Genomic DNA, 19793 nt, shown 5'->3' on the forward strand with positions numbered 1-19793 from the left:
CCGGGCTCAGCCCGTCCGCAGCACCTGTGCGGCGGCCAGCTCCCGGTAGGCGGCACAGCCGGACAGCAGCTCCTCGTGCCGCCCCGAGGCGACGGCGCGGCCCTCGTCCAGGACGACGATGCGGTCGGCGTTCTGCACGGTGGACAGCCGGTGGGCGATCACCAGCAGGGCGCACTCGCGGGTGATGTCCCGCATCACCCGTCCCAGCGCCGCCTCGTTGACCGCGTCCAGCTGGGACGTCGGCTCGTCGAGCAGCAGCAGCGCGGGGCGGGTGAGCAGGGCCCGGGCCAGCGCCACCCGCTGCCGCTCGCCGCCCGACAGGGTGCCGCCCCGCTCCCCGACCGCCCCGTCGAGCCCGCCCGGCAGCCGGTCCACCACCTCGGTGAGGCGGACGAGTTCGACCACCCGCCGCACCTCGGCACGGGTCGCCCAGGGCACGGCGTAGGTGATGTTGTCCCACAGGGAGCCGTGGACGACGTGGGTGTTCTGGTCGACGACGGCGATGCGGGCCCGGCACTCCGCACGGCTCATCCCGGCGGCGGGCCGGCCGTCGAAGAGCAGCCGGCCGGCGTCCGGTTCGTGGAAGCGGGCGGCCAGGGCGAAGACCGTGCTCTTCCCCGCGCCCGACCTGCCCACCAGCGCGACCTGCCGGTGCGGCGGCACCTCCAGGGAGAGACCGCGCAGCACCGGGCTGCCGGGGCGGTAGCCGAACCGGACGTCCTCCAGGGCGAGGACGGGGGCGGCAGGGCCGGCGGCGGGAGGGGCGGCGGCGGGAGCGGCCGGGAGCGTGCGGGCGCGCCCGGTCCGCCCGTCCGGTCCGCCCGGCGCATCCGGTTCATCAGGTTCTTCCGGTTCCGCCGGGAGGGCGAGTGCCTCCTCCACGCGCCGGAGGGCTCCCGCTCCCCGCTGGATCAGCCCCGCCGCACGGAACACCGACGACAGCGGCACCACCAGATAACTGGCGTACAGCAGGAAGGCGACCAGATCGCCGAGGCTGTTGGCGTGCCCGTTCACCCGCAGGCCGCCGATGACCAGGACGAGCAGGAACGAGCCGTGGACGGCCAGTTCGACCGCCGGGCTCATCACCGACGCCAGCCGCGCGGTGCGGACGCCGGCGCCGTACGCCGCGTCGACGCGCGCCCCGATCCGGGCCGCCTCGCGCTCCTCGGCCCGGTGCACCCGGACCATCGGCAGGGCGCCCAGGGCCCGTTCGAGATCGGCCGCGACCGCCCCGACCGCGCCCTGCATCCGCTCCGAGGCCGTACGGATCCCGGTGAGGACGCAGGTCACCACCGCGGCCGCCGCCGCCACCGTGAGGGCGACCAGGAGCAGCAGCAGCGGGTCGAGCCAGAACATCAGCGCCACGGCCCCCACCGAGACCAGCGAACCGGTGATCAGGTCCACCAGCGCCTGGGAGACGACCTCGCGCAGCACGGTGGTGTCGACGGTGACCCGGGAGATGAGGTCGCCGGTCCGGTGCCGCTCGTACTCCCGCATCTCCAGCCGCAGCAGCCGGCCGACCAGGCCGTGGCGCAGCCCGCGGACGATGCCCTCGCCCATCCGCTCCAGGAGGAAGCGGCCCACCGACGCCGTGGCGGCCTCGGCCACGAACAGCGCGCCGAGGAACAGCAACGGCCACAGCATCCGCCCGTCGGCGCTCGCGTCCACGATCCGCTTGGCGAGCAGCGGCTGCGCCAGCCCCAGCGCCGAACCCACCAGGGTGAGCACGGTGGCGGTGACCAGCGCCGCACGGTGTCCGGCGGTCAGCCGGAACATCGTGCGGACCGCGCCCGGCCCGTGCCGCCCGGACCCGGCCCCCGTCACGGCAGCGGCCGTTCCCGGGGCGCAGGGCCGGGTGCCACGGCGACCAGACGGCTGAAGTAGTCGTCCGGAACTCCCTCGTCCACCGGCCGGCCCTCCGCCTCCACCCAGGCGTGCGCGCTGAACGGCGGCACCACGCGCACCCCGGTGCACCACGTCGGCCAGCTGCCGCCGAGCCGGCACAGCAGGGCCGTGCCGAGTGACCGAGGCAGACAACCGCGCGGCCCCGCGCAGTACAGGCTGACCGCGCACACCGCCCGCCGCGCCGCCCCGGCCCGGGCGTACGAGGCGGGCACGGCCCCCCGGCGGAGCAGCGCGAGCACCGCGCGGAGGTGCCGGGGCGGCAGCAGGGCGAGCGGGAAGGCGGCGGCCAGGGCGAGCCGGGCGGCCAGCCGCCGGGGGAGCGGGACGCCGGACGGCCGGACGAGCGCGCTGGGTGTGGTCATGCCGCGAGCCCCGACGCGCGCAACTCCGCGACCAGGGCGGCGACGTCCTCGGCGGCCCGGTCCCGGCCCACGGCGAACTCGGCGACGAGCGCGTCGATCGCGTCCGTCTCCTCGCCGCCGTTCAGCAGGGTGCGGACGACGAGTGTGCCGGTGGGATTGAGCTCCCAGTACAGGCCCTTGCGCTGGTCGAGCAGGACGGTGCCGTAGTCGGTCTCCGCCGTGGCGACGTCCGTGGTGAACCGCAGTGCCATGGGGCTTCCCTTCCTGCGGACGCCGGCGTCCGCGGTCGTGGGGTCCGGGCCGGTCAGCGGCCGGGGGCGAGGGTCCGCAGCCACACCTCGCAACCGATCGTGGAGTAGAGGATCGCCTCGGTCAGACCGGGCGCGGAGGGCCGCCGGGCGAGGTCCGTCAGGGCGCGGGCGTCCACCAGCCCCAGCCGGGCCAGGTGCGAGTCCTCCCAGAGCTTCACCAGGTCACCCCGGTGCTCCCGCAGCCCGTTCGAGGCGTCCATCGACGCGTGCGCCTTGTCGGTGCGGGCCAGACAGGCGTCCGGGACGATCCCGTGCATGGCCGCTCCCAGCAGGGGTTTGTAGGCCCACGGCGTGACGCGTTCGCGCGGGTCGACGGCGAGGCACGCCTCGATCACCCGGTCGTCGAAGAACGGGGACGCCATCGGCAGCCCCGTCCGCGCGGCCATCAGGTCCCATTGGCGGACGATCCGGGTGCAGATCCGGATCTGCTCCAGGTCCTGGTGCAGTCCGCGGTCGGGATGGAGCGGTTCCGCGGTCCCGGCGGCCGAGCGCAGGGCCCGCCGGACGGCGTCGGCGGCCTCGGGGGTGACCCAGTCGAACAGCCGGGGCGGAGTACCCCAGCCCAGCGCCCCCGCGGCGCCGGGCGGCAGCGGGTCGCGCAGCCGCGCCGCCGTGCCGGCCAGCCAGCGGCCGTAGGGGCGCGAGTCGGCGAGGGTGCGCGCGGCCGGGCCGAGCGGCCACTGGTAGAGGGTGCGGAAGCCGCGCAGCCGCCGCAGCGCGAACCATGGACGCGTCCGCAGCAGCCGGTGGTAGTAGCCCTCCGAACACCAGGCCACATGGTCGCCGCCGATGCCCGTCAGATGCACCGTGCTGCCCCGCCGGGCGAGGTCCGGCAGGTGGTGCAGCACCCGGGCCCGGTCCATGACGCCGATGGTCGGCTCGTCCATCGGGTCGTCGATGCCCAGCAGGTCGGTGTAGACGAGCGGGGACTCGTCCGCGTCCCACACCACGTGCTCGGCCTCCGGGAGGTGGCGCGCGGCGCGCCGGGCCCAGTACAGATCGCTGTCGGCGGGGTCGCGCCCCGGCCAGGTACTGGCGACGACCCGGGCCGGGGAGGCCGCGGCCAGGAAGCAGACGGACGTGGAGTCGAGGCCGCCGGACAGATCGCAGCTGACCACGCCGCCCCGGTGGGTGCGGGCCGCCACGGCCTCGGTGAGCGCCCGGCGCACCAGCTGCGCGCCACCGGCCATCGAACGCACCGGTTCGGGCGGCGTCCACCAGCGGGAACACCGGGCCGAACGCCCGTCGCGGCTCACGTACAGGGCCTGTTCGGCGGGGACGGCGGTGACGCCCCGCCAGAGCGAGGTCGTGAAGAGGGGGTGGGGGACCGGCCACAGCAGCCGTACGGCCAGCTCCTCCTCGTCGGGTGCGGAGCCCAGGGCGCGGGCGAGCGGCCCGGCGTCGCTCGCGGCCACCTCGACGCCGTCGACGGTGGCCCGGAAGACCAGGCGGAGGCCGGACGCCGTGCCCTGGACGCGGACGGCGCCGTCCAGCGCGGCCACGAGGTGGAAGCTGCCGGGCAGGGTGCGGGCCAGGCGGTCCAGGGCGGTCAGGTCGCGCAGCCCGTCCGCCTGCCGCCGGAGCTCCTCGCGCCGGACGGGACAGCAGCCGACCGCCGCGAGGGCGGCCCGGCGGGTCCGGACGGCGATGACGTCCTGGTCGTGCCAGTGGCCGGCGATCCAGGGCCGGCCGGAGGGATGGGGGATGATCCGGGTGTCCCGGCGGATGAGGGAGCGGGCCGCGGCGAGCGCGTCCTCGCAGTCCGGAAGGACCACGAAACGCGCCGCACCCGGGCCCGCTCCCCCCGCCTCGCGAGGCGTCGGCATTCAGACCTCTGTCTCCGTCCGGCCTCAGTTCTTGCTGAGGATCAGACGGTCGTTGCCCGAGGTGCGGAGGAAGCCGGTCTTGGCCCGGAAGGTGCCGCGCCGGATCAGCGTGGGAGCCTCGTACGTCTTCTTCATGACGTCTCCTTTTGTGGGAGTACCTTTTCCGCCCGGAAATCCGTCGCGGTCGACTGCGCTCACCTGGGGAGATGCACCCCGGCACATGGGTGGGAACCGCTTCGGCGCAGGGCGTATGGCCATGCTATCCGCGCCAAAAGGATCCAGTACGGTTCACATCCGATAATCACGGCGGAAGTGGGGGTGCGGCGCTTTCTGCGCGCCGGTTACCGGGATGTAATGCACCGGGGGTGAAATCAGGGAAAGCGGAGGTGATCGTCGGGGCCGCCCCGCCGCGGCCTTTTCTTCGGGGAGCGGATAAATATTCGTTCGGCGAGGGCCCGGAATGCCTGCCGCCGGACCCGGAAAATCCGGAAAATCGGTGTTTGGGGGTCGGGGACCGGACACCCGGGGCCGGGAGTCGGCCACATCGTGGACACGGCTTGGGAAGATCGTCGCACCGCTGGTTAACTTGACCGGTATGGCCCTCGGCACTGCCTCCACCAGGACTGATCACGCACGGACCGTGCGTGACCTGCTCGCGTCGGGCGAGCGCTCGTACTCCTTCGAATTCGCGGCCCCGAAGACCGACAAAGGCGAGCGGACGCTCTGGAACGCCATCCGGCGGATCGAGGCCGTCGCCCCCACCTTCGTCTCCGTGACCTACGGCGCCGGCGGGTCGTCCCGCGAGGGCACCGTGCGCGCGACGGAGCGCATCGCGACCGACACCACCCTGACCCCCGTCGCCCACCTCACCGCCGTCAACCACTCCGTGGCGGAGCTCCGCAACGTCATCGGGCAGTACGCGGACGTCGGCATCCGCAATATGCTCGCCCTGCGCGGCGACCCGCCCGGCGACCCCACCGGGGAGTGGGTGCGGCACCCCAAGGGGCTGGACCACGCGGTCGAACTGGTCCGCCTCATCAAGGAGTCCGGCGACTTCTGCGTCGGCGTCGCCGCCTTCCCCGAGATGCACCCCCGTTCCACCGACTGGGACACCGACGTCCGCCACTTCGTGGCCAAGTGCCGCGCGGGCGCCGACTTCGCCATCACCCAGATGTTCTTCCACGCCGAGGACTACCTGCGGCTGCGCGACCGCGTCCAGGCGGCCGGCTGTGCGACGCCGATCATCCCGGAGATCATGCCCGTCACCAACGTCCGGCAGATCGAACGGTTCGCCCAGCTCAGCAACGCGGCGTTCCCCGCCGGCCTCGCCGAGCGGATCCGCGGGGTGAAGGACGATCCGGCGGCTGTACGCTCGATCGGGATCGAGTACGCGACGGAGCTGTGTGCCCGGTTGATGGCCGAGGAGACTCCGGGGCTGCATTTCATTACCCTGAACCACTCCACGGCCACCCTGGAAATCTACGAGAACCTGGGACTGCACCAGCGGTCCTGACGGCCCGCCGGTCGCGGCGGCCGGACGAGAGAGGCGACTCATGGGCTGGACGGTCCTCTACTTCGCGTTCGGCGTCGTCGCGCTCTGGCTGCTCGCCGAGGTGCTGCTGCAGTACAAGGCGCGGCTGCGCTGGCGGCTGCTCGCCTTCACCGGCTTCCTCGGCGTGGTGGCCGGAGTGGTCATCCCCTCCGTGGCGGTCATCGCGGTGGGCGCGATCGCCTTCGCGATCGGCCAGGTCTACGTCACGCTCTCCTTCCGGCGCGGCTTCTCCGCCGGCTGGTCCCTCCGGCGCAAGGGCCGGGGGGACGACGGCCCTGCCGCCGCTCCGGAGGCTCCGGCCGCCCCGGGCCGGTCCGGCCGCCGCCGGGGCCGCGGCGAGCGGAACGCCGGGACGCCCGCCCCCGCGCCGCCCGCCCCCGGCACCCCCGGTGCCGGCAAGCGGCTGACGGCCGCCGAGGCCGACGCCGCGACCGCCATGATGCCCGCCGTGCCCCAACAGCCCACGACCGAGCGCCCGGTGCCCGGCGACGCCTTCCCGCCGGCCGAGGAGACCGCGACCGTCTTCGGCGTCTACGACCCGCCCGCCGCGTACGACAGTGCCGCACCCGGCGGCTACAGCGCCGAGCACACCGGTCAGTACGGGTACGGGCAGGAGCAGGGGCAGTACGCCGCCTACTCCGACCCGTATATCGCGGCTCATCCGCCGGCGTATGAGCAGTACGACGCGTACGGGCAGCAGGGTGCCTACGGCGCGTATCCGCAGCCGTATCCGCAGGGCGGTGAGGGGTATGCGTCTGCTCCTGCTCCTGCCCCTGCTCCGTCCCAGCAGTACGACATGGACACCCCGCCCGGGGGCGTGTGGGTGCCGCAGCAGCGGGGGACGGAGGCGGGGCCGCAGCCGCGGGATCAGCAGGGGTACGGGTACTGAGGGGGTGCCCCCTCTGGGGGAGGGGCCGGGGCGCCCTCACTGCGACCCCCTGAACCCCTTCCCCTCCACGATCAGACCGGCCACCAGCGCCCCCGACATCCCCGCGTGCGCGAGCCCGCCCCCGGGGTGGGCGAACCCCCCGACCCGGTACACACCGGGCAGTTCGCCGGCATTGCCGGGACGCAGGAACGCCCCGCCGCCACCCGCCAGCGCGGGCGCGGGCACCCCGCCCCCGGGAGCGCCCGTCAGGGCCTCCGTGTCGGCGGGCGTGCGGATCTCGTGCCACAACAGCCGCTCCCGCAGGCCGGGTACGGCCGCCTCGGCGGCCCGGAGCATCCGGTCGGCGAAGCCGGCCGCCGTGCCGCCGGAGGTCCAGTCGACGCGGCCCTGCGGGGCGGCGGTGGCGGTGAGGGTGACGGCCTCGTGCTCGGCGTCGGGCCGGACGGACGGGTCGTCGGGGCGCAGGACGGTGACCGTCGGCGCGTAGGACGGATCGGCGGAATCAAAGATTCCTGTCAACTCGCTTTCGCGGTCGGGGGCGTGGACCACCGTACGGTGCGCCGTACCGTCGGGCCGCGCTCCGCGCAGGGCGAGGAGGACGGTGAACCGGCCCGGCACGGGAGGGGCGGTACCGGCAGGGCCCAGGGAGGGCGTGCCGGTGACCACGAAGTCCGCCTCGGCCACGCCGCCGTCGGCCAGCCGGACACCGGCCGCGCGGCCGTCCTTCTCGACCACGCCGGTCACCTCGGCGTCGAAGTGGAACGCCACCCGCCGCGCGGTGCACCGCCGGTGCAGCGCGTCGGCGAGGCCCCGCAGCCCGCCGGTGACGTACCAGCTCCCGAAGGTCTGCTCCATGTACGGCAGGACGGCCGCGCTCGCCGGGGCGGTGCGCGGGTCGAGGCCGTGGGCCAGGGCGTGGCTCTCCAGCAGCGCGGCCAGGCGCGGATCCCGCAGTTCGCGGCCGGCGACGGCGGCGAGCGTGACGGGTGCGGCGCGCCGGAACAGCCCGCGCCGGCGCACCGCCGGGTAGGGGTCGTGGCCCAGCGCGGCGCGGTCCTCGGCCCGGGCGCCCAGGGGCTCCTCCAGCAGCGGGCGTCGCGTCGCGTCCCACACCTCCCGGGCCCGGTTGACGAGGTCGCTCCAGCGCTCGCCCGCGCCGGGGCCGACCGCCTCGTCCAGAGCCCGGACGACGCCCGCGCGGGAGGCGTTGGACAGGGCGAACGCCGTGCCGTCCGCGAAGACATGAGCGCTCGCCGGGTCCACCTGGGCGAGCTCGACGCTCTGCTCCAGGGATTCCTTGCCGGTCTTGACGAAGAGGTCGCGGTAGACGGCGGGCAGGTGCAGCAGCTGGGGGCCCGTGTCGAAGACGAAGCCGTCCCGGGCGAACCGCCCGACGCCCCCGCCGTGGGTCCCCCCGCGCTCGTACACCGCCACCGAGTGTCCCGCGACGGCCAGTCGGGCGGCGGCCGCCATGGCGCCCATGCCGGCGCCGATCACCGCGATTCGTGCCATGCGGCGACTCTATCCGGAGGGGCCCGCGCCGCCCCTCCCCACCTCGGGGAACAGAGCTCAGGACCTCGGGGAACAGGGCTCAGGCGGGGGCCGCCGCGCGCCGTTCCCTCCGCTCCTTCCGCCGCCTCCAGAACGCGCGCACCCGGCGCCACAGGAAGATCACCATCCCGATCCCCAGCGCCAGCAGCGTCCCCGCGATGCCCGCCGCGACCGCCGGATGGAACAGGGCGAAGACCACGAGGATCGCGACGCCCAGGTCCTCGGCGATGCTCAGCAGGATGTTGCTCAGCGGCTCCGGCGAGCTGTTGACCGCCATCCGCGTACTCATCTTCACCAGGTGCATCACCAGCGCGGTCGTCCCGCCCAGCGCCCCGGCCGCGACCTCCGACAGCGACCCGCCGCTCTGCCCGGCCAGCATCGCCCCGACCATCGCCCCGCAGGCGGGCCGGACGAGGGTGTGGACGACGTCCCACACCGTGTCCACGTAAGGGACCTTGTCGGCGACGGCCTCGCAGAGGAACAGCACACCGGCGACGATCAGCACCTCGGGACGCTGCAACGCCTCCGGCACGTCGTCGCCGACACCGGCCCTGCCGAACAGACCGAGCAGCAGGACCACGGCGTAGGCGTTGATCCCGCTCGCCCAGCCGCTGGTGAACACCATGGGAAGTACGGACATGACGATGATCGTAGGGCTGGGTGCGGGTACTCAGGCGACGGGATGAGTAGCAGTACGGATGAGCCGACGCCCTCCGGGGCGGAAGAGTGGAGGCCGCGGAGGGGTCCGGCTCCGGACCGTCGGCACGGGGCGGCGGAACGGGGCCGTGCCCCGGCGCGACGGGGGAGGGGACGGGGGAGCGGGTGCGGGCCGCGGGGGACGGCCCGCACCCGTACGCCTCTCAGCGGCTGTTCTCAGTGGGCGTGCCCGCCCACACGTCCCTGCAACAGGCGCGACAGCGCCGAATGCACCTCGTCCACCGACCGCTCCGGCTGGAACGACTGCCAGTCCAGGGCCGCCACCAGCACCATGCCGAACAGGGCCGACGCCGTCAGCGGGACGTCGATCTCCGGGCTCAGCTCGCCGTCCGCGACGGCCTCCGCCAGCACGCCCTCCAGCACCGCGATCGCCTTCTGCCGCACCTGCATCAGCGTCGACTGCCAGGCCCGGTTCGTACGCCACAGCTCCGCCACGTACAGCTGCGTCAGCGCCGGATAGCGGGCGATGAAGTCCAGGACCGCCCGCATCATCGCGTCGAGCGCGTCCACCCGGCTGCCGCCCCGGGCGGCCGTGTCGTCGGCGGCCCTCCGGAGGGAGACGGCCAGCAGCTCGATGCCGTCCCGCATCAACTCCTCGAAGAGCACCGTCTTGCTCGCGAAGTTGTAGTAGACGGTGCCTTTGGCCACCCCGGCCCGTTCGGCGATCTCGTCCACGGTGGTGGAGGAGAAGCCCTGTTCGGCGATGAGGGTGACGGCCGCCTCGAAGAGCCGCCTCCGGGTCCTGCCGCGGCGCGTACTGCTGCTGTCCATGACGGTGATTCTCCCCGTACGCACGGTGTCCCCCGGTGCGGGCCTTCGCCCGCGTACCGCGCCCCGTGCCGCCGCCCCCGGGCGGGGCTGCCGAGACCGGTGTTTCCGCAGGTCAGAGCGATTGTCAGTGGGGCGAGGGACGATGGTCGCAGACGGTGGTCCGGTCGTCCGGCCGGGCCGCCCCGACGAAGGAGGTTCGTCATGGCCCGCAGCAGGAGCGACGTCCGCCCTTCCCCCACGTCCCCGGGGGCGTGGGAGGTGCCCCCGCCGGCCCGTGCCTCGGCCCCGCCCGCCGCCGTCGAGCTGCTCGCCCAGGCGCGGCAGGGCCTGGTGGAGGCCGCCGCGCCCGGCGCCCCGCACGAGCGGTTCGCCACCGCCCACCTCGCCGCGCTGCGCACGGCCGCCGCGGTCCTCGCCGTGCGGGGCCGCCCGGAGACCTCGCCGCGACGGCGGCAGCGGATCCGCAGCGCGTGGGAGGTCCTGCCCGAGGTCGCTCCCGAACTCGCCGAGTGGAGCGCCCTGTTCGCCTCCGGCGCCGCCCGGCGGGCGCGGGCGGAGGCCGGTATAGCCTCCGCGGCGGGCGAGCGGGAGGCCGACGACCTGATCCGCGCCGCCGGGATGTTCCTGCGGATCGTCGAACGGGGCCTGGTGCTCCAGCCCCGGCTGCCCGCACAACCGCCGCGCGGGCACGGCAGGGTGGGCTGAGCGGGCACCGCTCCGCCCCGGGGGGTGCTGTTTGCGGGCGGCCGGAGCACGGCCCATTAGGGTGGGGAAGCCGACGACCGTCATCCGCCGCCGCCCGACCGGGCGGTGCCGCCACCCGCGCCGAGGAGCCACCCGCCGTGTCCGAGCCTTCCCTGGGTGGGGAGACCCCATCGCGCCCCCGGGCGTCCCTGCGTACCGCCGTGGTCTGGGAGGTCCTGCGGGACGCCCTCGACCGCCGGGCCGAGGCCGGCGCCGGTGCCGGCGGCGTCCTGGAGGTCCTCGACGCGGGCGGCGGCAGCGGCAAGTTCGCCGTCGAGGCCGCCCGCCTCGGACACCGGGTCACCGTCGTCGACCCCAGCCCCAACGCCCTGTTCGCCCTGGAGCGCCGGGCCGCCGAGGCCGGGGTCGCCGACCGGGTGCGCGGTGTGCAGGGCGACACCCAGGGCCTGTTCGAGGTGGTCGGCCGCGACGGCTACGACGCCGTCCTCTGCCACGGCGTCCTGGAGTACCTGGACGACCCCGCCGAGGGCCTGCGCACCATCGCCGCGGCCCTGCGCCCCTCCGGCGTGCTCAGCCTGCTCGCCGCCGGCCTCGGCGGCGCGGTGCTCGCCCGCGCCCTCGCCGGCCACTTCACCGAGGCCCGGCAGGCCCTGACCGACCCCGACGGCCACTGGGGCGCCGGTGACCCGGTGCCCCGCCGCTTCACCGCGGACCAGCTGTCGGAACTGGTCGGCGCGGCCGGCCTGGACGTCACCGCCGTGCACGGCGTCCGCGTCTTCGCCGACCTCGTCCCCGGCGTCCTCGTGGACGCCCAGCCCGGCGCCCGCGACGCCCTCGCCCAGCTGGAGGCCGCCGCCGCGGCACTGCCCGCGTTCCACGCCGTGGCCACCCAGCTGCACGTCCTGGCCGAGCGGGTCTGAACCCCGTCCGCACGACCCCGCCCGATCGACCCGTTCGCCCCGTATGATCGGTAGACACCGTCCGGCATGACGGGTCGGCGGGCAGGGAATGAACGTCCCGACGTCATCACCACACCACCGGCACCGCCATCCCGGGGCCGGTGGGCGAATTGGCGCAGAGGGGCGGGTTTCACGGGGGCGATTCCCTGCCTATCCTGAAAGGGTCGCACCCCGGTCGCCCCCCGCGACCGACGAGTAGGAGGACTCCGTGCCGCTCTCGGAGCACGAGCAGCGCATGCTCGAGCAGATGGAGCGAGCGCTGTACGCCGAAGATCCCAAGTTCGCCACAGCGCTCGAAGGCAGCGGCCTGCGCACGTACACCCGGCGACGGGTCTACCAGGCGATCGCGGGCTTCCTGGTGGGCATCGCGCTCCTCATGGCCGGAATGGTCGCCCAGTGGATCTGGATCAGCGTGGTGGGATTCCTCGTCATGCTGGGGTGCGCGGTGCTCGTGGTGACGGGATGGCGCAAGGCGCCCAAGCCCGGCGGGGACCCGCAGCGTGGTGCGGGGCCGGTGGGCGGTATGGCGGCGCGCCGCCAGATGCGACAGCGTCGCTCGATGATGGACCGGATCGAACAGCGGTGGCAGCGGCGTCGGGACGAGCAGGGGCGCTGACGCGCGGTTCCGCACGGCGGGGCGGGTCGAGGGGGGTTTGCCCCGGACCCGCCCTTTCACCGTTTCTGCGGGGGTGCCCCGCGCCCGCGGTGAGCGCGCCTGCGGCGCGCGTCCTCAAGCGCCGGACGGGCTGGTTGTCGCGCCCGGGCGCACGATTCAGCCCGTTGGGGATGCCCCCTCTGGCGGAGGGACCGGGGGCACCCTCACCGCTTCACCAGCCCCGCACACCGCCCCCACACCCCCCGCAGAAGCCCCGCCGCCGACCGAGGCGCCAGAACCGCCCGCAACCGCACAGAACGCCCCGCCGCAGCCCGCAGGCCGCTCCGGACGAGGGCGACCTCGGCCGTCGGAGGAGCCCCGGCAGCAGCGGGCTCAGGGGCGTACAGCACCTGCTCCACCGCCTCGGCGACCCGCCCGGCCGCCGACGCCGCCGCCGGGTCCAAGTCGCCGGCGCGCACGATGTGCGCCACCGCACCACGCGGCGTCCGAGCCGCATCAGGCGGAATCCCATAGTCCCAGGCGGAATCCGTCAGCTCCCGCCAGGCGGCGAGCGTGCGCTCCACGGCCTCCTGAGGAGTCCGCGGAGCGGCCCCGCCGAGCCGCCGGGCCCGCACCCGGAGCCGCCACAGCGGCGGTGTGAGCAGCAGGACGAGCGCCAGCGCACCCGCCGCCGCCAGGGCGACGGCCGGCGCGTCGGAGCCGGACGAGGGGGTGTCGAGGGGGGCGGCGCCCGCCGCCGGCCGGGCCGGGTCGTCGGGGCAGCCGTCGCGCGACGGCCCGGTGCAGGTGTCACCGGCCGAGGGGGCGGGCCGGGGGGTGGCCGACCGGCCCGGCGTGGGCAGGGGGGCGTTCGGCGCGCCCCCGGAGGACGGCTGCTCGACGGTGTACGCGGGCCGGCTGCCCCGGCTGGGCGTCGGCTCGAAGCGGGTCCAGCCGGTGCCCTCGAAGTAGAGCTCGGGCCACGCGTGGGCGTCCTTGTTGCCGACCGACATCGAGCCGTCCCCCTGCGGGTCGCCCGGGGTGAAGCCCACGGCCACCCGCGCCGGGATGTCCAGCGTCCGGGCCATCGCGGCCATCGCGAAGGAGAAGTGGACGCAGAAGCCCCGCTTCTCGTCCAGGAACCGTGCGACGGCCTCGCTGTCGCCGCCCGTGCGGACGTCGGTGTCGTAGGTGAAGCCGCCGCCGACCGCGAACCACTCCTGGAGCCGCACGGCCCGCTCGTAGTCGTTGCGGGACCCGGCCGTGACCTGCCGCGCCCGGTCCACCACCACCGGCGGCAGCGACGCCGGCACCTTGGTGTACTCGCGGCGCAGCCGCTCGGGCGGCCGCGGGGCGTCCGCCAGCTGCTCGGCCGTCGGCTGCGCCGTCAGGCTCGACACCTGGTAGCGCAGGCCGCGGGTGGTCTGCCCGTGGTCGCCGACCAGCGTCCGGCCCTCCGGCTCGTACCGCCACCGGCCCTCCGCGCGCACCCAGTCCGCCGGGTACGGCAGCGGCAGGTAGTCCTGCGCGTAGCCGTCGGCGGCCACCACCGAGGTGTTCACGCGGGCGGTGCGCACCGCGGGGGAGAGGCCCTCGGGGGTGGGCAGCCGGCCCGGGACGTCGGTGACGCTCCGCTCGGAGGCGCGCCAGGTGGAGCCGTCGAACCGGTCGAGCGCGACGATCCGCAGGTACAGGTCCTGCGGGGCCTCGGACGAGGTGCGGTACCGCAGGAGCTCCCGGTTCTGCGGCTGGTTGAGGCTGTCCCGCAGCGAGACCAGCGGGTTCACCGCCGAGATCGTGCCGCCGTCGCGGTCCTTGCCCCCGTCCCGGCCGTTCGGCGCCAGCAGACCGCCGTCGATCGTGGGCAGCACCGCCGGGACGGCCAGGGCCACGCCCAGGGCGAGCGCGCCGATCCTGCGGCCGGTGCGGCCGGTCGGGAGCGAGCCGCCCCCCGTCACGGCGGGCTCCGCCCCGCCGCCGGACGCCGGGGCCCGGCGGGCCGACCGCTCGTGGCTCTCCGCCAGCAGGAGCAGCAGGTAGCCCCCGGCGGCCGCCAGGAACCACAGCCAGTCCGTGCCGCCCCGGGCCAGCCCGGTGCCGACGGAGTACAGCGCCAGCAGCGGCAGCCCGGCGGCCGCCGCGCTGCGGTACGTGGCCGCCAGCGCGTCGACGACCAGCCCGGCCAGCAGAGCGCCGCCGACCAGCATCAGGCGGATGCCCGGCGTCGCGGGCGCCGGTATCGCGTACCGCCCGATGTCGTCGCCGCCCTGCCGCAGCAGCTGGGCGAACTCGTGGAAGGCGGCCGGGCCCGGGAGCAGCCCGCCCCACGCGTGGTCGCGGGCGAACACCAGGGTGAGCAGCAGCAGCCCGAGGAGCGCCTGCACCGCGATCGTCAGCGGCCGGGGGAGCGGGACCCTACGGGCCAGTACGCCGGCGCCGGCCTGGACCGTCAGCAGCACCGCGGCCTGGGCGACCCAGTGGGCGCCGTCCACCAGCGGGACCATCGCGCAGGCGGCCCCCACCGTCGCCGGCACCGCACACGCGGCCGCCCGCACCCCGCCGTTCATGCCCGCCCCCTGTCGTCACATCGTCCGGACCCGGCGCCCCGGTCCACCCCGGCGCCCCGGCCCGCCCCGGCCCTCCGGTCCCTCACGTCCATCCCCCCGCCCTGCCGTCGCCCGTCACCACGCCGCCCTCCCCGGCGGCCCGGCCCGCCGGGGAGCCCGCGAGCCGCCACAGGTCGGGGAGAGGGTCGTAGGGCGTCATCGGCAGGGCGGTCCAGCCCCCGGCGCGCAGCAGGCCCAGCGGTCCGGCCGCGCCGGGAAGGGTGCCGGGGTGGGCGCCGGGCCAGGCGGCCGGGTCGAGGAGGAAGCCGATCGCGGTGGTGCCGCGCTGCCGCAGGCCGGCCGCCTGCACCGCCCGCTCCTGGTCCAGCCCGCCGAAGAACGCCACGAGCAGCCCCTCGCCGACGCCGCGCAGCGCGTCGTGGGCGCCGGACAGCCCGATCCCCTCCGAGTGGTCGATCACCGCCAGCGCGTCCAGCAGCACCCCGGCGGCGTCCGCCGGGTCGGCGCGCCCGCCGACGCCCTCGGGGCCGGGGATCCAGGCGCCGGTGTCGGTCAGCAGCCGGACGGTGAAGCCCAGCTGCAGCAGGTGCACGGCGACGGACGCGGCCGCGGACACCGCCCGTTCGAACGGCGTGCCCGGTCCCGCCCCGGCGTAGGCGACGCCGCGGGTGTCGAGCAGCACCGTGCAGTGCGCCCGTCGCTGCTGCTCCTCGCGGCGCACCATGAGTTCCCCGTGGCGGGCGGTGGCCCGCCAGTGGATCCGGCGCACGTCGTCGCCGTGCCGGTAGCCGCGCGGGATGATGTCGTCGTCGCCCGCCAGGGCGAGGGTGCGGAGGTGCCCGTCGCCCCGGCCGGCCGCGTCGCCGGCATGCCGGACGGGCGGCAGCGGCTCGCAGTACGGCACCACGGTGAGCATCGCCCGGGTGCCGAAGGCCCGGGGGATCTCGCACATGCCGAACGGGTCGGTGAGGCGCAGCCGCAGCGGCCCCAGCGGATAGCGGCCGCGCAGGTCGGCGCGGACCCGGTAGGACACCTCGCGGTGGCCGCCGGGACCCATCCGGTCCACGACGAACCGGGGGTGCGGCCCCAGCATCCAGGGCACCTGGTCCTCGATCAGCAGCAGGCCGGTGGGCAGCCGGGAGGCGTTCTCCACGCGCAGGCGCACCTGCGCCTCCTGCGCGGCGGACACCCGGGACGGGGACAGCCGGCGGCTGCCGGTGATCCGGTGCCGGGTGCGGTGCAGGACGAGGACGCAGGCCACCGGCAGGACGGCCAGCAGCAGACCCACCCGCAGCAGGCCCTCCTGGCCGAGGACGTAGGCGCAGACGACGGCGGCGACGCCCGCCGCCAGGAAGGACCGGCCGCGGGTGGTCAGCCCCGCGAACGCCGCCCGCAGCCCGCCGTCGCCCTCGGCGGCGGGCTCCTCCGGGGGGTACGGGGCGTCGGTCACGGCCGTCGCGCCTCCGGGGGGCGCGCCGTGACCGGGTCGGGCACCGGGACGGGGGTGAGCCGCAGGATGTCGAGGACGATCTGCTCCGCCGTACGGCGGTTCAGCTGTGCCTGGGCGGTGGGCAGCAGCCGGTGCGCCAGCACCGCCACGGCCGGGGCCTGCACATCGTCGGGGAGGGTGAAGTCCCGGCCCGCGAGGGCCGCCGTGGCCTTCGCGGCGCGCAGCAGGTGCAGCGTCGCGCGCGGCGACGCGCCGAGCCGGACCTCGGGGTGGTGCCGGGTCCCGTTGACCAGGTCCACCGCGTACCGGCGCACGGACTCGGCGACGTGCACGGCGCGGACGGTCTCGATCAGCTTGACGACGTCGTGGGCGTGCGCGGCCGGCTGGAGGTCGTCCAGCGGGGAGGCGCCCCCGTGCAGGTCCAGCATCCGCAGCTCGGCCTCCGGGCTGGGGTAGCCCATCGAGACCCGGGCCATGAACCGGTCGCGCTGCGCCTCCGGCAGCGGGTAGGTGCCCTCCATCTCCACCGGGTTCTGGGTGGCCACCACCATGAAGGGGCTGGGCAGTTCGTGGGTCCGGCCGTCGGCGGTGACCTGGCGCTCCTCCATCGACTCCAGCAGCGCCGACTGGGTCTTGGGCGAGGCGCGGTTGATCTCGTCGCCGATGACGATCTGCGCGAAGATCGCGCCCGGTCTGAACTCGAACTCCCGCCGTTCCTGGTCGAAGACGCTGACGCCGGTGATGTCGGAGGGCAGCAGGTCCGGGGTGAACTGGATGCGCCGCACGGAGCAGTCGACCGAGCGGGCCAGGGCCTTGGCGAGCATGGTCTTGCCCACCCCCGGCACGTCCTCGATCAGCAGGTGCCCCTCGGCGAGCAGCACGGTCAGCGCGGTCCTGACGACCTCCGGCTTGCCCTCGATCACGGTCTCGACGGAGGCGCGGACCCGCTCCGCCGTACTCGTCAGATCGTTCAGGCCCGCTCGTTCGTCAAAGGTCGTCACCCCGGCCCTCCTCGGCCCGTCCACCCGTTCACGGGGCCCTGGTCCCCGGACACCGGGAACGGCCCCTCCCCAAACTCCGCCGGCGCCCCGCCCGCGGCGCGGACGGGGGCGGTGGCACCTGTCGCATTCTCGCCGCCCGTACGGTGCGATGACACCGCGGACGGTCAATCAGTGCTGCGGATCGATCTCCCGCAGAAGCCCGGTGGTCACATCGAAGACAAAACCGCGCACGTCATCGGTGTGCGGCAGGAACGGAGAGGTGCGCACCCGCTGCATGGACTGCCGGACGTCCTGGTCCAGGTCGCGGAACGCCTCCACCGCCCACGGCGGACGCTGGCCGACCTCCTCCTCGATCTCGTGCCGGAAGTCCTCCGTCAGATTCAGCAGGCCGCACCCCGTGTGGTGGATGAGGACCACCGAACGGGTGCCCAGCGCGCGCTGGCTGATGGTGAGCGAGCGGATGATGTCGTCGGTGACCACACCGCCGGCGTTGCGGATGGTGTGGCAGTCGCCGAGCTCCAGGCCGAGCGCGGCGTGCAGGTCGAGACGGGCGTCCATGCAGGCGACGATCGCGACCTTGAGGACCGGCCGGGCGTCCATGCCCGGGTCGGTGAACGCGGCGGCGTAGGTCGCGTTGGCCGCCACGAGACGGTCGGTGACCGTGGTCCGGCCGGCTTCGACGGGCCCGGAGTTCCGGCTGGGGGGCGATGACGCGGATATCGACATGTGCACGAAGGTAGTCGGCCACCGGCTCTTCGGCTTCCCGAAGAGCCGGGCAAAGGCCGTCAACGCGGCCATCTGTGAGGCAAGCCACAGCGGCGGGCGGCGTGCGGCCGTCCGGGTGAGCCCGCGGCCGCGGCCCGCCCGCGGACGCGCTGGCCGGTTGATTGACCGGGGGGACGAGTGGACTAAAGTGGCGCGAAGTGGGAGGCGAGCCGCTCCCCTTGATGCCTGTGAACAACCGCTGTACTCCAGAAACCGCACGTGCGCGACGTGTACGTACCCCTCGGCCTCCTCCCGCTCCCCGGCCGTCCCGGGCCGCCCGCCGGCGCCGGGCCGGGCGCATCCCCTTCGAGCGGGCGGGGACCCGGCGGTGCGGGCGCGCCGCGCCGCACCGCACTCCCAGAAGGGCGCATGGTCAGCAACGCGCGACACGTCCCCGTCATGCTCCAGCGCTGCCTGGACATGCTCGCTCCCGCCCTCACCGGGCCCGGCGCCGTCGTCGTCGACTGCACGCTGGGGGCCGGGGGGCACAGCGAGGCGCTGCTCACGGCCTTCCCGGACGTCCGGCTCGTCGCCCTCGACCGCGACCCCACCGCCCTGCGGCTGGCCGGCGAGCGGCTGGCCCCCTTCGGCGACCGCGCCACCCTGGTCCAGGCCGTCTACCACGAGCTCCCCGAGGTGCTGGAGCGGCTGGGCATCCCGCGGGTGCAGGGCGTCCTCTTCGACCTCGGCGTCTCCTCCATGCAGCTCGACGAGGCCGACCGCGGCTTCGCCTACGCGCAGGACGCGCCGCTCGACATGCGCATGGACCAGACGAAGGGCATCAGCGCCGCCGAGGTCCTCAACACCTACCCGCCCGGCGAACTGGTCCGCATCCTGCGCGCGTACGGCGAGGAGAAACAGGCCCGGCGGATCGTCGAGGCCGTGGTCCGGGAGCGCGAGAAGGAGCCCTTCACCCGCAGCGCCCGGCTGGTCGAGCTGATCCGCGACGCGCTGCCGCAGGCCGCCAAGCGCACCGGCGGCAACCCCGCCAAGCGCACCTTCCAGGCGCTGCGCATCGAGGTCAACGGCGAGCTGGCGAGCGTCGAGCGGGCCATCCCGGCCGCGGTCGCCGCGCTCGCGGTGGGCGGCCGGATCGCCGTCCTCTCGTACCAGTCGCTGGAGGACCGGATCGTCAAGCAGGTCTTCGCGGCGGGCGCCGCCGTCACCGCGCCCCCCGGCCTGCCCGTCGTCCCCGAGCGCTACCAGCCCCGGCTGAGACTGCTCACCCGCGGCGCCGAGCTGCCCACCGAGGAGGAGGTCGCCGAGAACCGGCGCGCCGCCCCGGCCCGGCTGCGGGGGGCCGAACGGATCCGCGAGGCCGTCGACAACACGGACACGGCGGGCACCCCGTGACAGCCGCCGCGCGCACCCGGGGGCCCGCCGGGGGGAGCCGGCTCGGCCGGCTGCTGCCGGCCGGGCCCGGTGGCGCGCGGCGGACGCCCTTCGTGCTGCTGGTGGTGGTACTGCTCGGCTCCGGCCTGATCGGGCTGCTGCTGCTCAACTCCTCCCTCAACCAGGGCTCGTTCGAGCTCAGCAGGCTCCAGCGCAAGACCACCGAGCTGACCGACCAGCAGCAGGCCCTCCAGCAGGAGGTCGACCAGCTCGCCGCCCCCGACGCGCTGGAGCGCCGCGCCCGGGAGCTCGGCCTGGTCCCCGGCGGCAGCCCCGCCTTCCTCAACCCCGACGGCACGGTCAACGGCGTCCCGGCCCCCGCGCCCGAGGCCGGCGAGTCCGCCGACGGGGCGGACCCGGCCGCGTACCGCCCGCCGGTGCCCCTGCCCTCGCCCGGCACCCCGGCGGCCGAACCGTCCCCGGCCGGACCGTCCGCGGCCGAACCTCTGCCGGCCGGACCGGCCCCCGCCGCGCC

The 19793-nt window shown here is 75.4% G+C and carries 19 protein-coding genes; 7 read left to right on the top strand and 12 right to left on the bottom strand.

The genetic code is table 11. The annotated features are described in order from the left end of the window. Window positions 1–6: 6 nt before the first annotated feature. The 5 genes from HN013_RS28345 to HN013_RS28365 are packed head-to-tail and all read right to left on the bottom strand — an operon-like array spanning window position 7 to window position 4539. Entirely contained in the window at window positions 7–1824 is a 1818-nt protein-coding gene (locus HN013_RS28345; RefSeq protein ID WP_398980899.1) for an ABC transporter ATP-binding protein, read from the bottom strand. Then, window positions 1821–2267 carry a lasso peptide biosynthesis B2 protein gene (locus tag HN013_RS28350; protein WP_171171223.1) on the bottom strand — a complete coding sequence of 149 codons (447 nt, stop codon included), beginning with the start codon at window positions 2265–2267 and terminating at the stop codon, window positions 1821–1823. Before HN013_RS28350 ends, HN013_RS28345 begins: the two co-directional genes overlap by 4 nt. Continuing rightward, window positions 2264–2518 (bottom strand): lasso peptide biosynthesis PqqD family chaperone, encoded by a 255-nt coding sequence (locus tag HN013_RS28355; RefSeq protein ID WP_171171224.1) that lies wholly within the window; start codon window positions 2516–2518, stop codon window positions 2264–2266. The genes HN013_RS28350 and HN013_RS28355 overlap by 4 nt, the downstream gene beginning before the upstream one ends. Before the next feature lie 53 nt (window positions 2519–2571). Next, on the bottom strand, window positions 2572–4404 hold the full coding sequence (locus tag HN013_RS28360) for a lasso peptide isopeptide bond-forming cyclase (protein WP_171171227.1): 1833 nt from the start codon (window positions 4402–4404) through the stop codon (window positions 2572–2574). Window positions 4405–4428: 24 nt separating this feature from the next. Further along, window positions 4429–4539, bottom strand: coding sequence for a keywimysin-related RiPP (locus HN013_RS28365; RefSeq protein WP_171171236.1), 111 nt, complete (start codon window positions 4537–4539; stop codon window positions 4429–4431). Between the two features lie 460 nt (window positions 4540–4999). Here HN013_RS28365 and metF point away from each other — a divergent pair, with 460 nt between their 5' ends. Continuing rightward, a complete protein-coding gene (gene metF / locus HN013_RS28370) occupies window positions 5000–5917 on the top strand; it encodes a methylenetetrahydrofolate reductase [NAD(P)H] (protein WP_171171238.1) in 918 nt (305 codons plus the stop codon). Window positions 5918–5957: 40 nt separating this feature from the next. Further along, window positions 5958–6845 (top strand): hypothetical protein, encoded by an 888-nt coding sequence (locus HN013_RS28375; RefSeq protein WP_171171240.1) that lies wholly within the window; start codon window positions 5958–5960, stop codon window positions 6843–6845. Window positions 6846–6881: 36 nt separating this feature from the next. On the opposite strand, the gene HN013_RS28380 is transcribed toward HN013_RS28375, so the two are convergent. The 3 genes from HN013_RS28380 to HN013_RS28390 all read right to left on the bottom strand — a co-directional run bounded on the left by HN013_RS28380 (window position 6882) and on the right by HN013_RS28390 (window position 9884). Then, window positions 6882–8357, bottom strand: coding sequence for an NAD(P)/FAD-dependent oxidoreductase (locus HN013_RS28380; RefSeq protein ID WP_171171242.1), 1476 nt, complete (start codon window positions 8355–8357; stop codon window positions 6882–6884). A gap of 79 nt (window positions 8358–8436) precedes the next feature. Next, window positions 8437–9036 carry a DUF4126 domain-containing protein gene (locus HN013_RS28385; RefSeq protein ID WP_171171244.1) on the bottom strand — a complete coding sequence of 200 codons (600 nt, stop codon included), beginning with the start codon at window positions 9034–9036 and terminating at the stop codon, window positions 8437–8439. Window positions 9037–9269: 233 nt separating this feature from the next. Then, window positions 9270–9884, bottom strand: a complete 615-nt coding sequence (locus tag HN013_RS28390) for a TetR/AcrR family transcriptional regulator (protein ID WP_171171246.1) — start codon at window positions 9882–9884, stop codon at window positions 9270–9272. Window positions 9885–10085: 201 nt separating this feature from the next. Between HN013_RS28390 and HN013_RS28395 the strand changes: the two genes are divergently transcribed. The 3 genes from HN013_RS28395 to HN013_RS28405 all read left to right on the top strand — a co-directional run bounded on the left by HN013_RS28395 (window position 10086) and on the right by HN013_RS28405 (window position 12164). After that, complete coding sequence (locus tag HN013_RS28395; protein ID WP_171171248.1) at window positions 10086–10589, top strand: SAV_6107 family HEPN domain-containing protein; 504 nt, start codon at window positions 10086–10088, stop codon at window positions 10587–10589. Between the two features lie 137 nt (window positions 10590–10726). After that, the gene (locus HN013_RS28400; protein WP_171171249.1) at window positions 10727–11509 is read left to right on the top strand and encodes a methyltransferase; all 783 of its coding nucleotides are present in this window, start codon (window positions 10727–10729) and stop codon (window positions 11507–11509) included. 247 nt (window positions 11510–11756) lie between these two features. Continuing rightward, window positions 11757–12164, top strand: coding sequence for a DUF3040 domain-containing protein (locus tag HN013_RS28405; protein WP_171171252.1), 408 nt, complete (start codon window positions 11757–11759; stop codon window positions 12162–12164). Window positions 12165–12367: 203 nt separating this feature from the next. Here the strand turns inward: HN013_RS28405 and HN013_RS28410 are convergent, their stop codons facing one another. From HN013_RS28410 to HN013_RS28425, 4 genes are all read right to left on the bottom strand, one after another. Then, window positions 12368–14710, bottom strand: coding sequence for a DUF3488 and transglutaminase-like domain-containing protein (locus tag HN013_RS28410; RefSeq protein WP_171171253.1), 2343 nt, complete (start codon window positions 14708–14710; stop codon window positions 12368–12370). Between the two features lie 82 nt (window positions 14711–14792). Next, complete coding sequence (locus HN013_RS28415) at window positions 14793–16160, bottom strand: DUF58 domain-containing protein (protein ID WP_171171255.1); 1368 nt, start codon at window positions 16158–16160, stop codon at window positions 14793–14795. After that, window positions 16157–17161, bottom strand: a complete 1005-nt coding sequence (locus HN013_RS28420) for an AAA family ATPase (protein WP_171171257.1) — start codon at window positions 17159–17161, stop codon at window positions 16157–16159. The genes HN013_RS28415 and HN013_RS28420 overlap by 4 nt, the downstream gene beginning before the upstream one ends. Before the next feature lie 168 nt (window positions 17162–17329). Next, entirely contained in the window at window positions 17330–17887 is a 558-nt protein-coding gene (locus tag HN013_RS28425) for a carbonic anhydrase (RefSeq protein WP_212764915.1), read from the bottom strand. 408 nt (window positions 17888–18295) lie between these two features. On the opposite strand from HN013_RS28425, the gene rsmH reads away from it, so the two are divergent. Both rsmH and HN013_RS28435 read left to right on the top strand, forming a co-directional pair. Continuing rightward, window positions 18296–19279 carry a 16S rRNA (cytosine(1402)-N(4))-methyltransferase RsmH gene (gene rsmH, locus HN013_RS28430; RefSeq protein WP_171171259.1) on the top strand — a complete coding sequence of 328 codons (984 nt, stop codon included), beginning with the start codon at window positions 18296–18298 and terminating at the stop codon, window positions 19277–19279. Beyond that, on the top strand, window positions 19276–19793 hold a 518-nt coding region (locus HN013_RS28435; protein WP_171171261.1), incomplete at its 3' end, for a septum formation initiator family protein. The genes rsmH and HN013_RS28435, both read left to right, overlap by 4 nt.

It is taken from the genome of Streptomyces sp. I05A-00742 (genome assembly GCF_013055795.1).
GTDB lineage: Bacteria > Actinomycetota > Actinomycetes > Streptomycetales > Streptomycetaceae > Streptomyces.

Excerpts from the sequence above, each read along its gene's own strand:
- HN013_RS28350 (WP_171171223.1), bottom strand. The coding sequence starts at position 2,267 with ATGACCACACCCAGCGCGCTCGTCCGGCCGTCCGGCGTCCCGCTCCCC.
- HN013_RS28355 (WP_171171224.1), bottom strand. The coding sequence starts at position 2,518 with ATGGCACTGCGGTTCACCACGGACGTCGCCACGGCGGAGACCGACTAC.
- HN013_RS28360 (WP_171171227.1), bottom strand. The coding sequence starts at position 4,404 with ATGCCGACGCCTCGCGAGGCGGGGGGAGCGGGCCCGGGTGCGGCGCGT.
- HN013_RS28365 (WP_171171236.1), bottom strand. The coding sequence starts at position 4,539 with ATGAAGAAGACGTACGAGGCTCCCACGCTGATCCGGCGCGGCACCTTC.
- metF (WP_171171238.1), top strand. The coding sequence starts at position 5,000 with ATGGCCCTCGGCACTGCCTCCACCAGGACTGATCACGCACGGACCGTG.
- HN013_RS28375 (WP_171171240.1), top strand. The coding sequence starts at position 5,958 with ATGGGCTGGACGGTCCTCTACTTCGCGTTCGGCGTCGTCGCGCTCTGG.
- HN013_RS28380 (WP_171171242.1), bottom strand. The coding sequence starts at position 8,357 with ATGGCACGAATCGCGGTGATCGGCGCCGGCATGGGCGCCATGGCGGCC.
- HN013_RS28385 (WP_171171244.1), bottom strand. The coding sequence starts at position 9,036 with ATGTCCGTACTTCCCATGGTGTTCACCAGCGGCTGGGCGAGCGGGATC.
- HN013_RS28390 (WP_171171246.1), bottom strand. The coding sequence starts at position 9,884 with ATGGACAGCAGCAGTACGCGCCGCGGCAGGACCCGGAGGCGGCTCTTC.
- HN013_RS28395 (WP_171171248.1), top strand. The coding sequence starts at position 10,086 with ATGGCCCGCAGCAGGAGCGACGTCCGCCCTTCCCCCACGTCCCCGGGG.
- HN013_RS28410 (WP_171171253.1), bottom strand. The coding sequence starts at position 14,710 with ATGAACGGCGGGGTGCGGGCGGCCGCGTGTGCGGTGCCGGCGACGGTG.
- HN013_RS28425 (WP_212764915.1), bottom strand. The coding sequence starts at position 17,887 with ATGTCGATATCCGCGTCATCGCCCCCCAGCCGGAACTCCGGGCCCGTC.
- rsmH (WP_171171259.1), top strand. The coding sequence starts at position 18,296 with ATGGTCAGCAACGCGCGACACGTCCCCGTCATGCTCCAGCGCTGCCTG.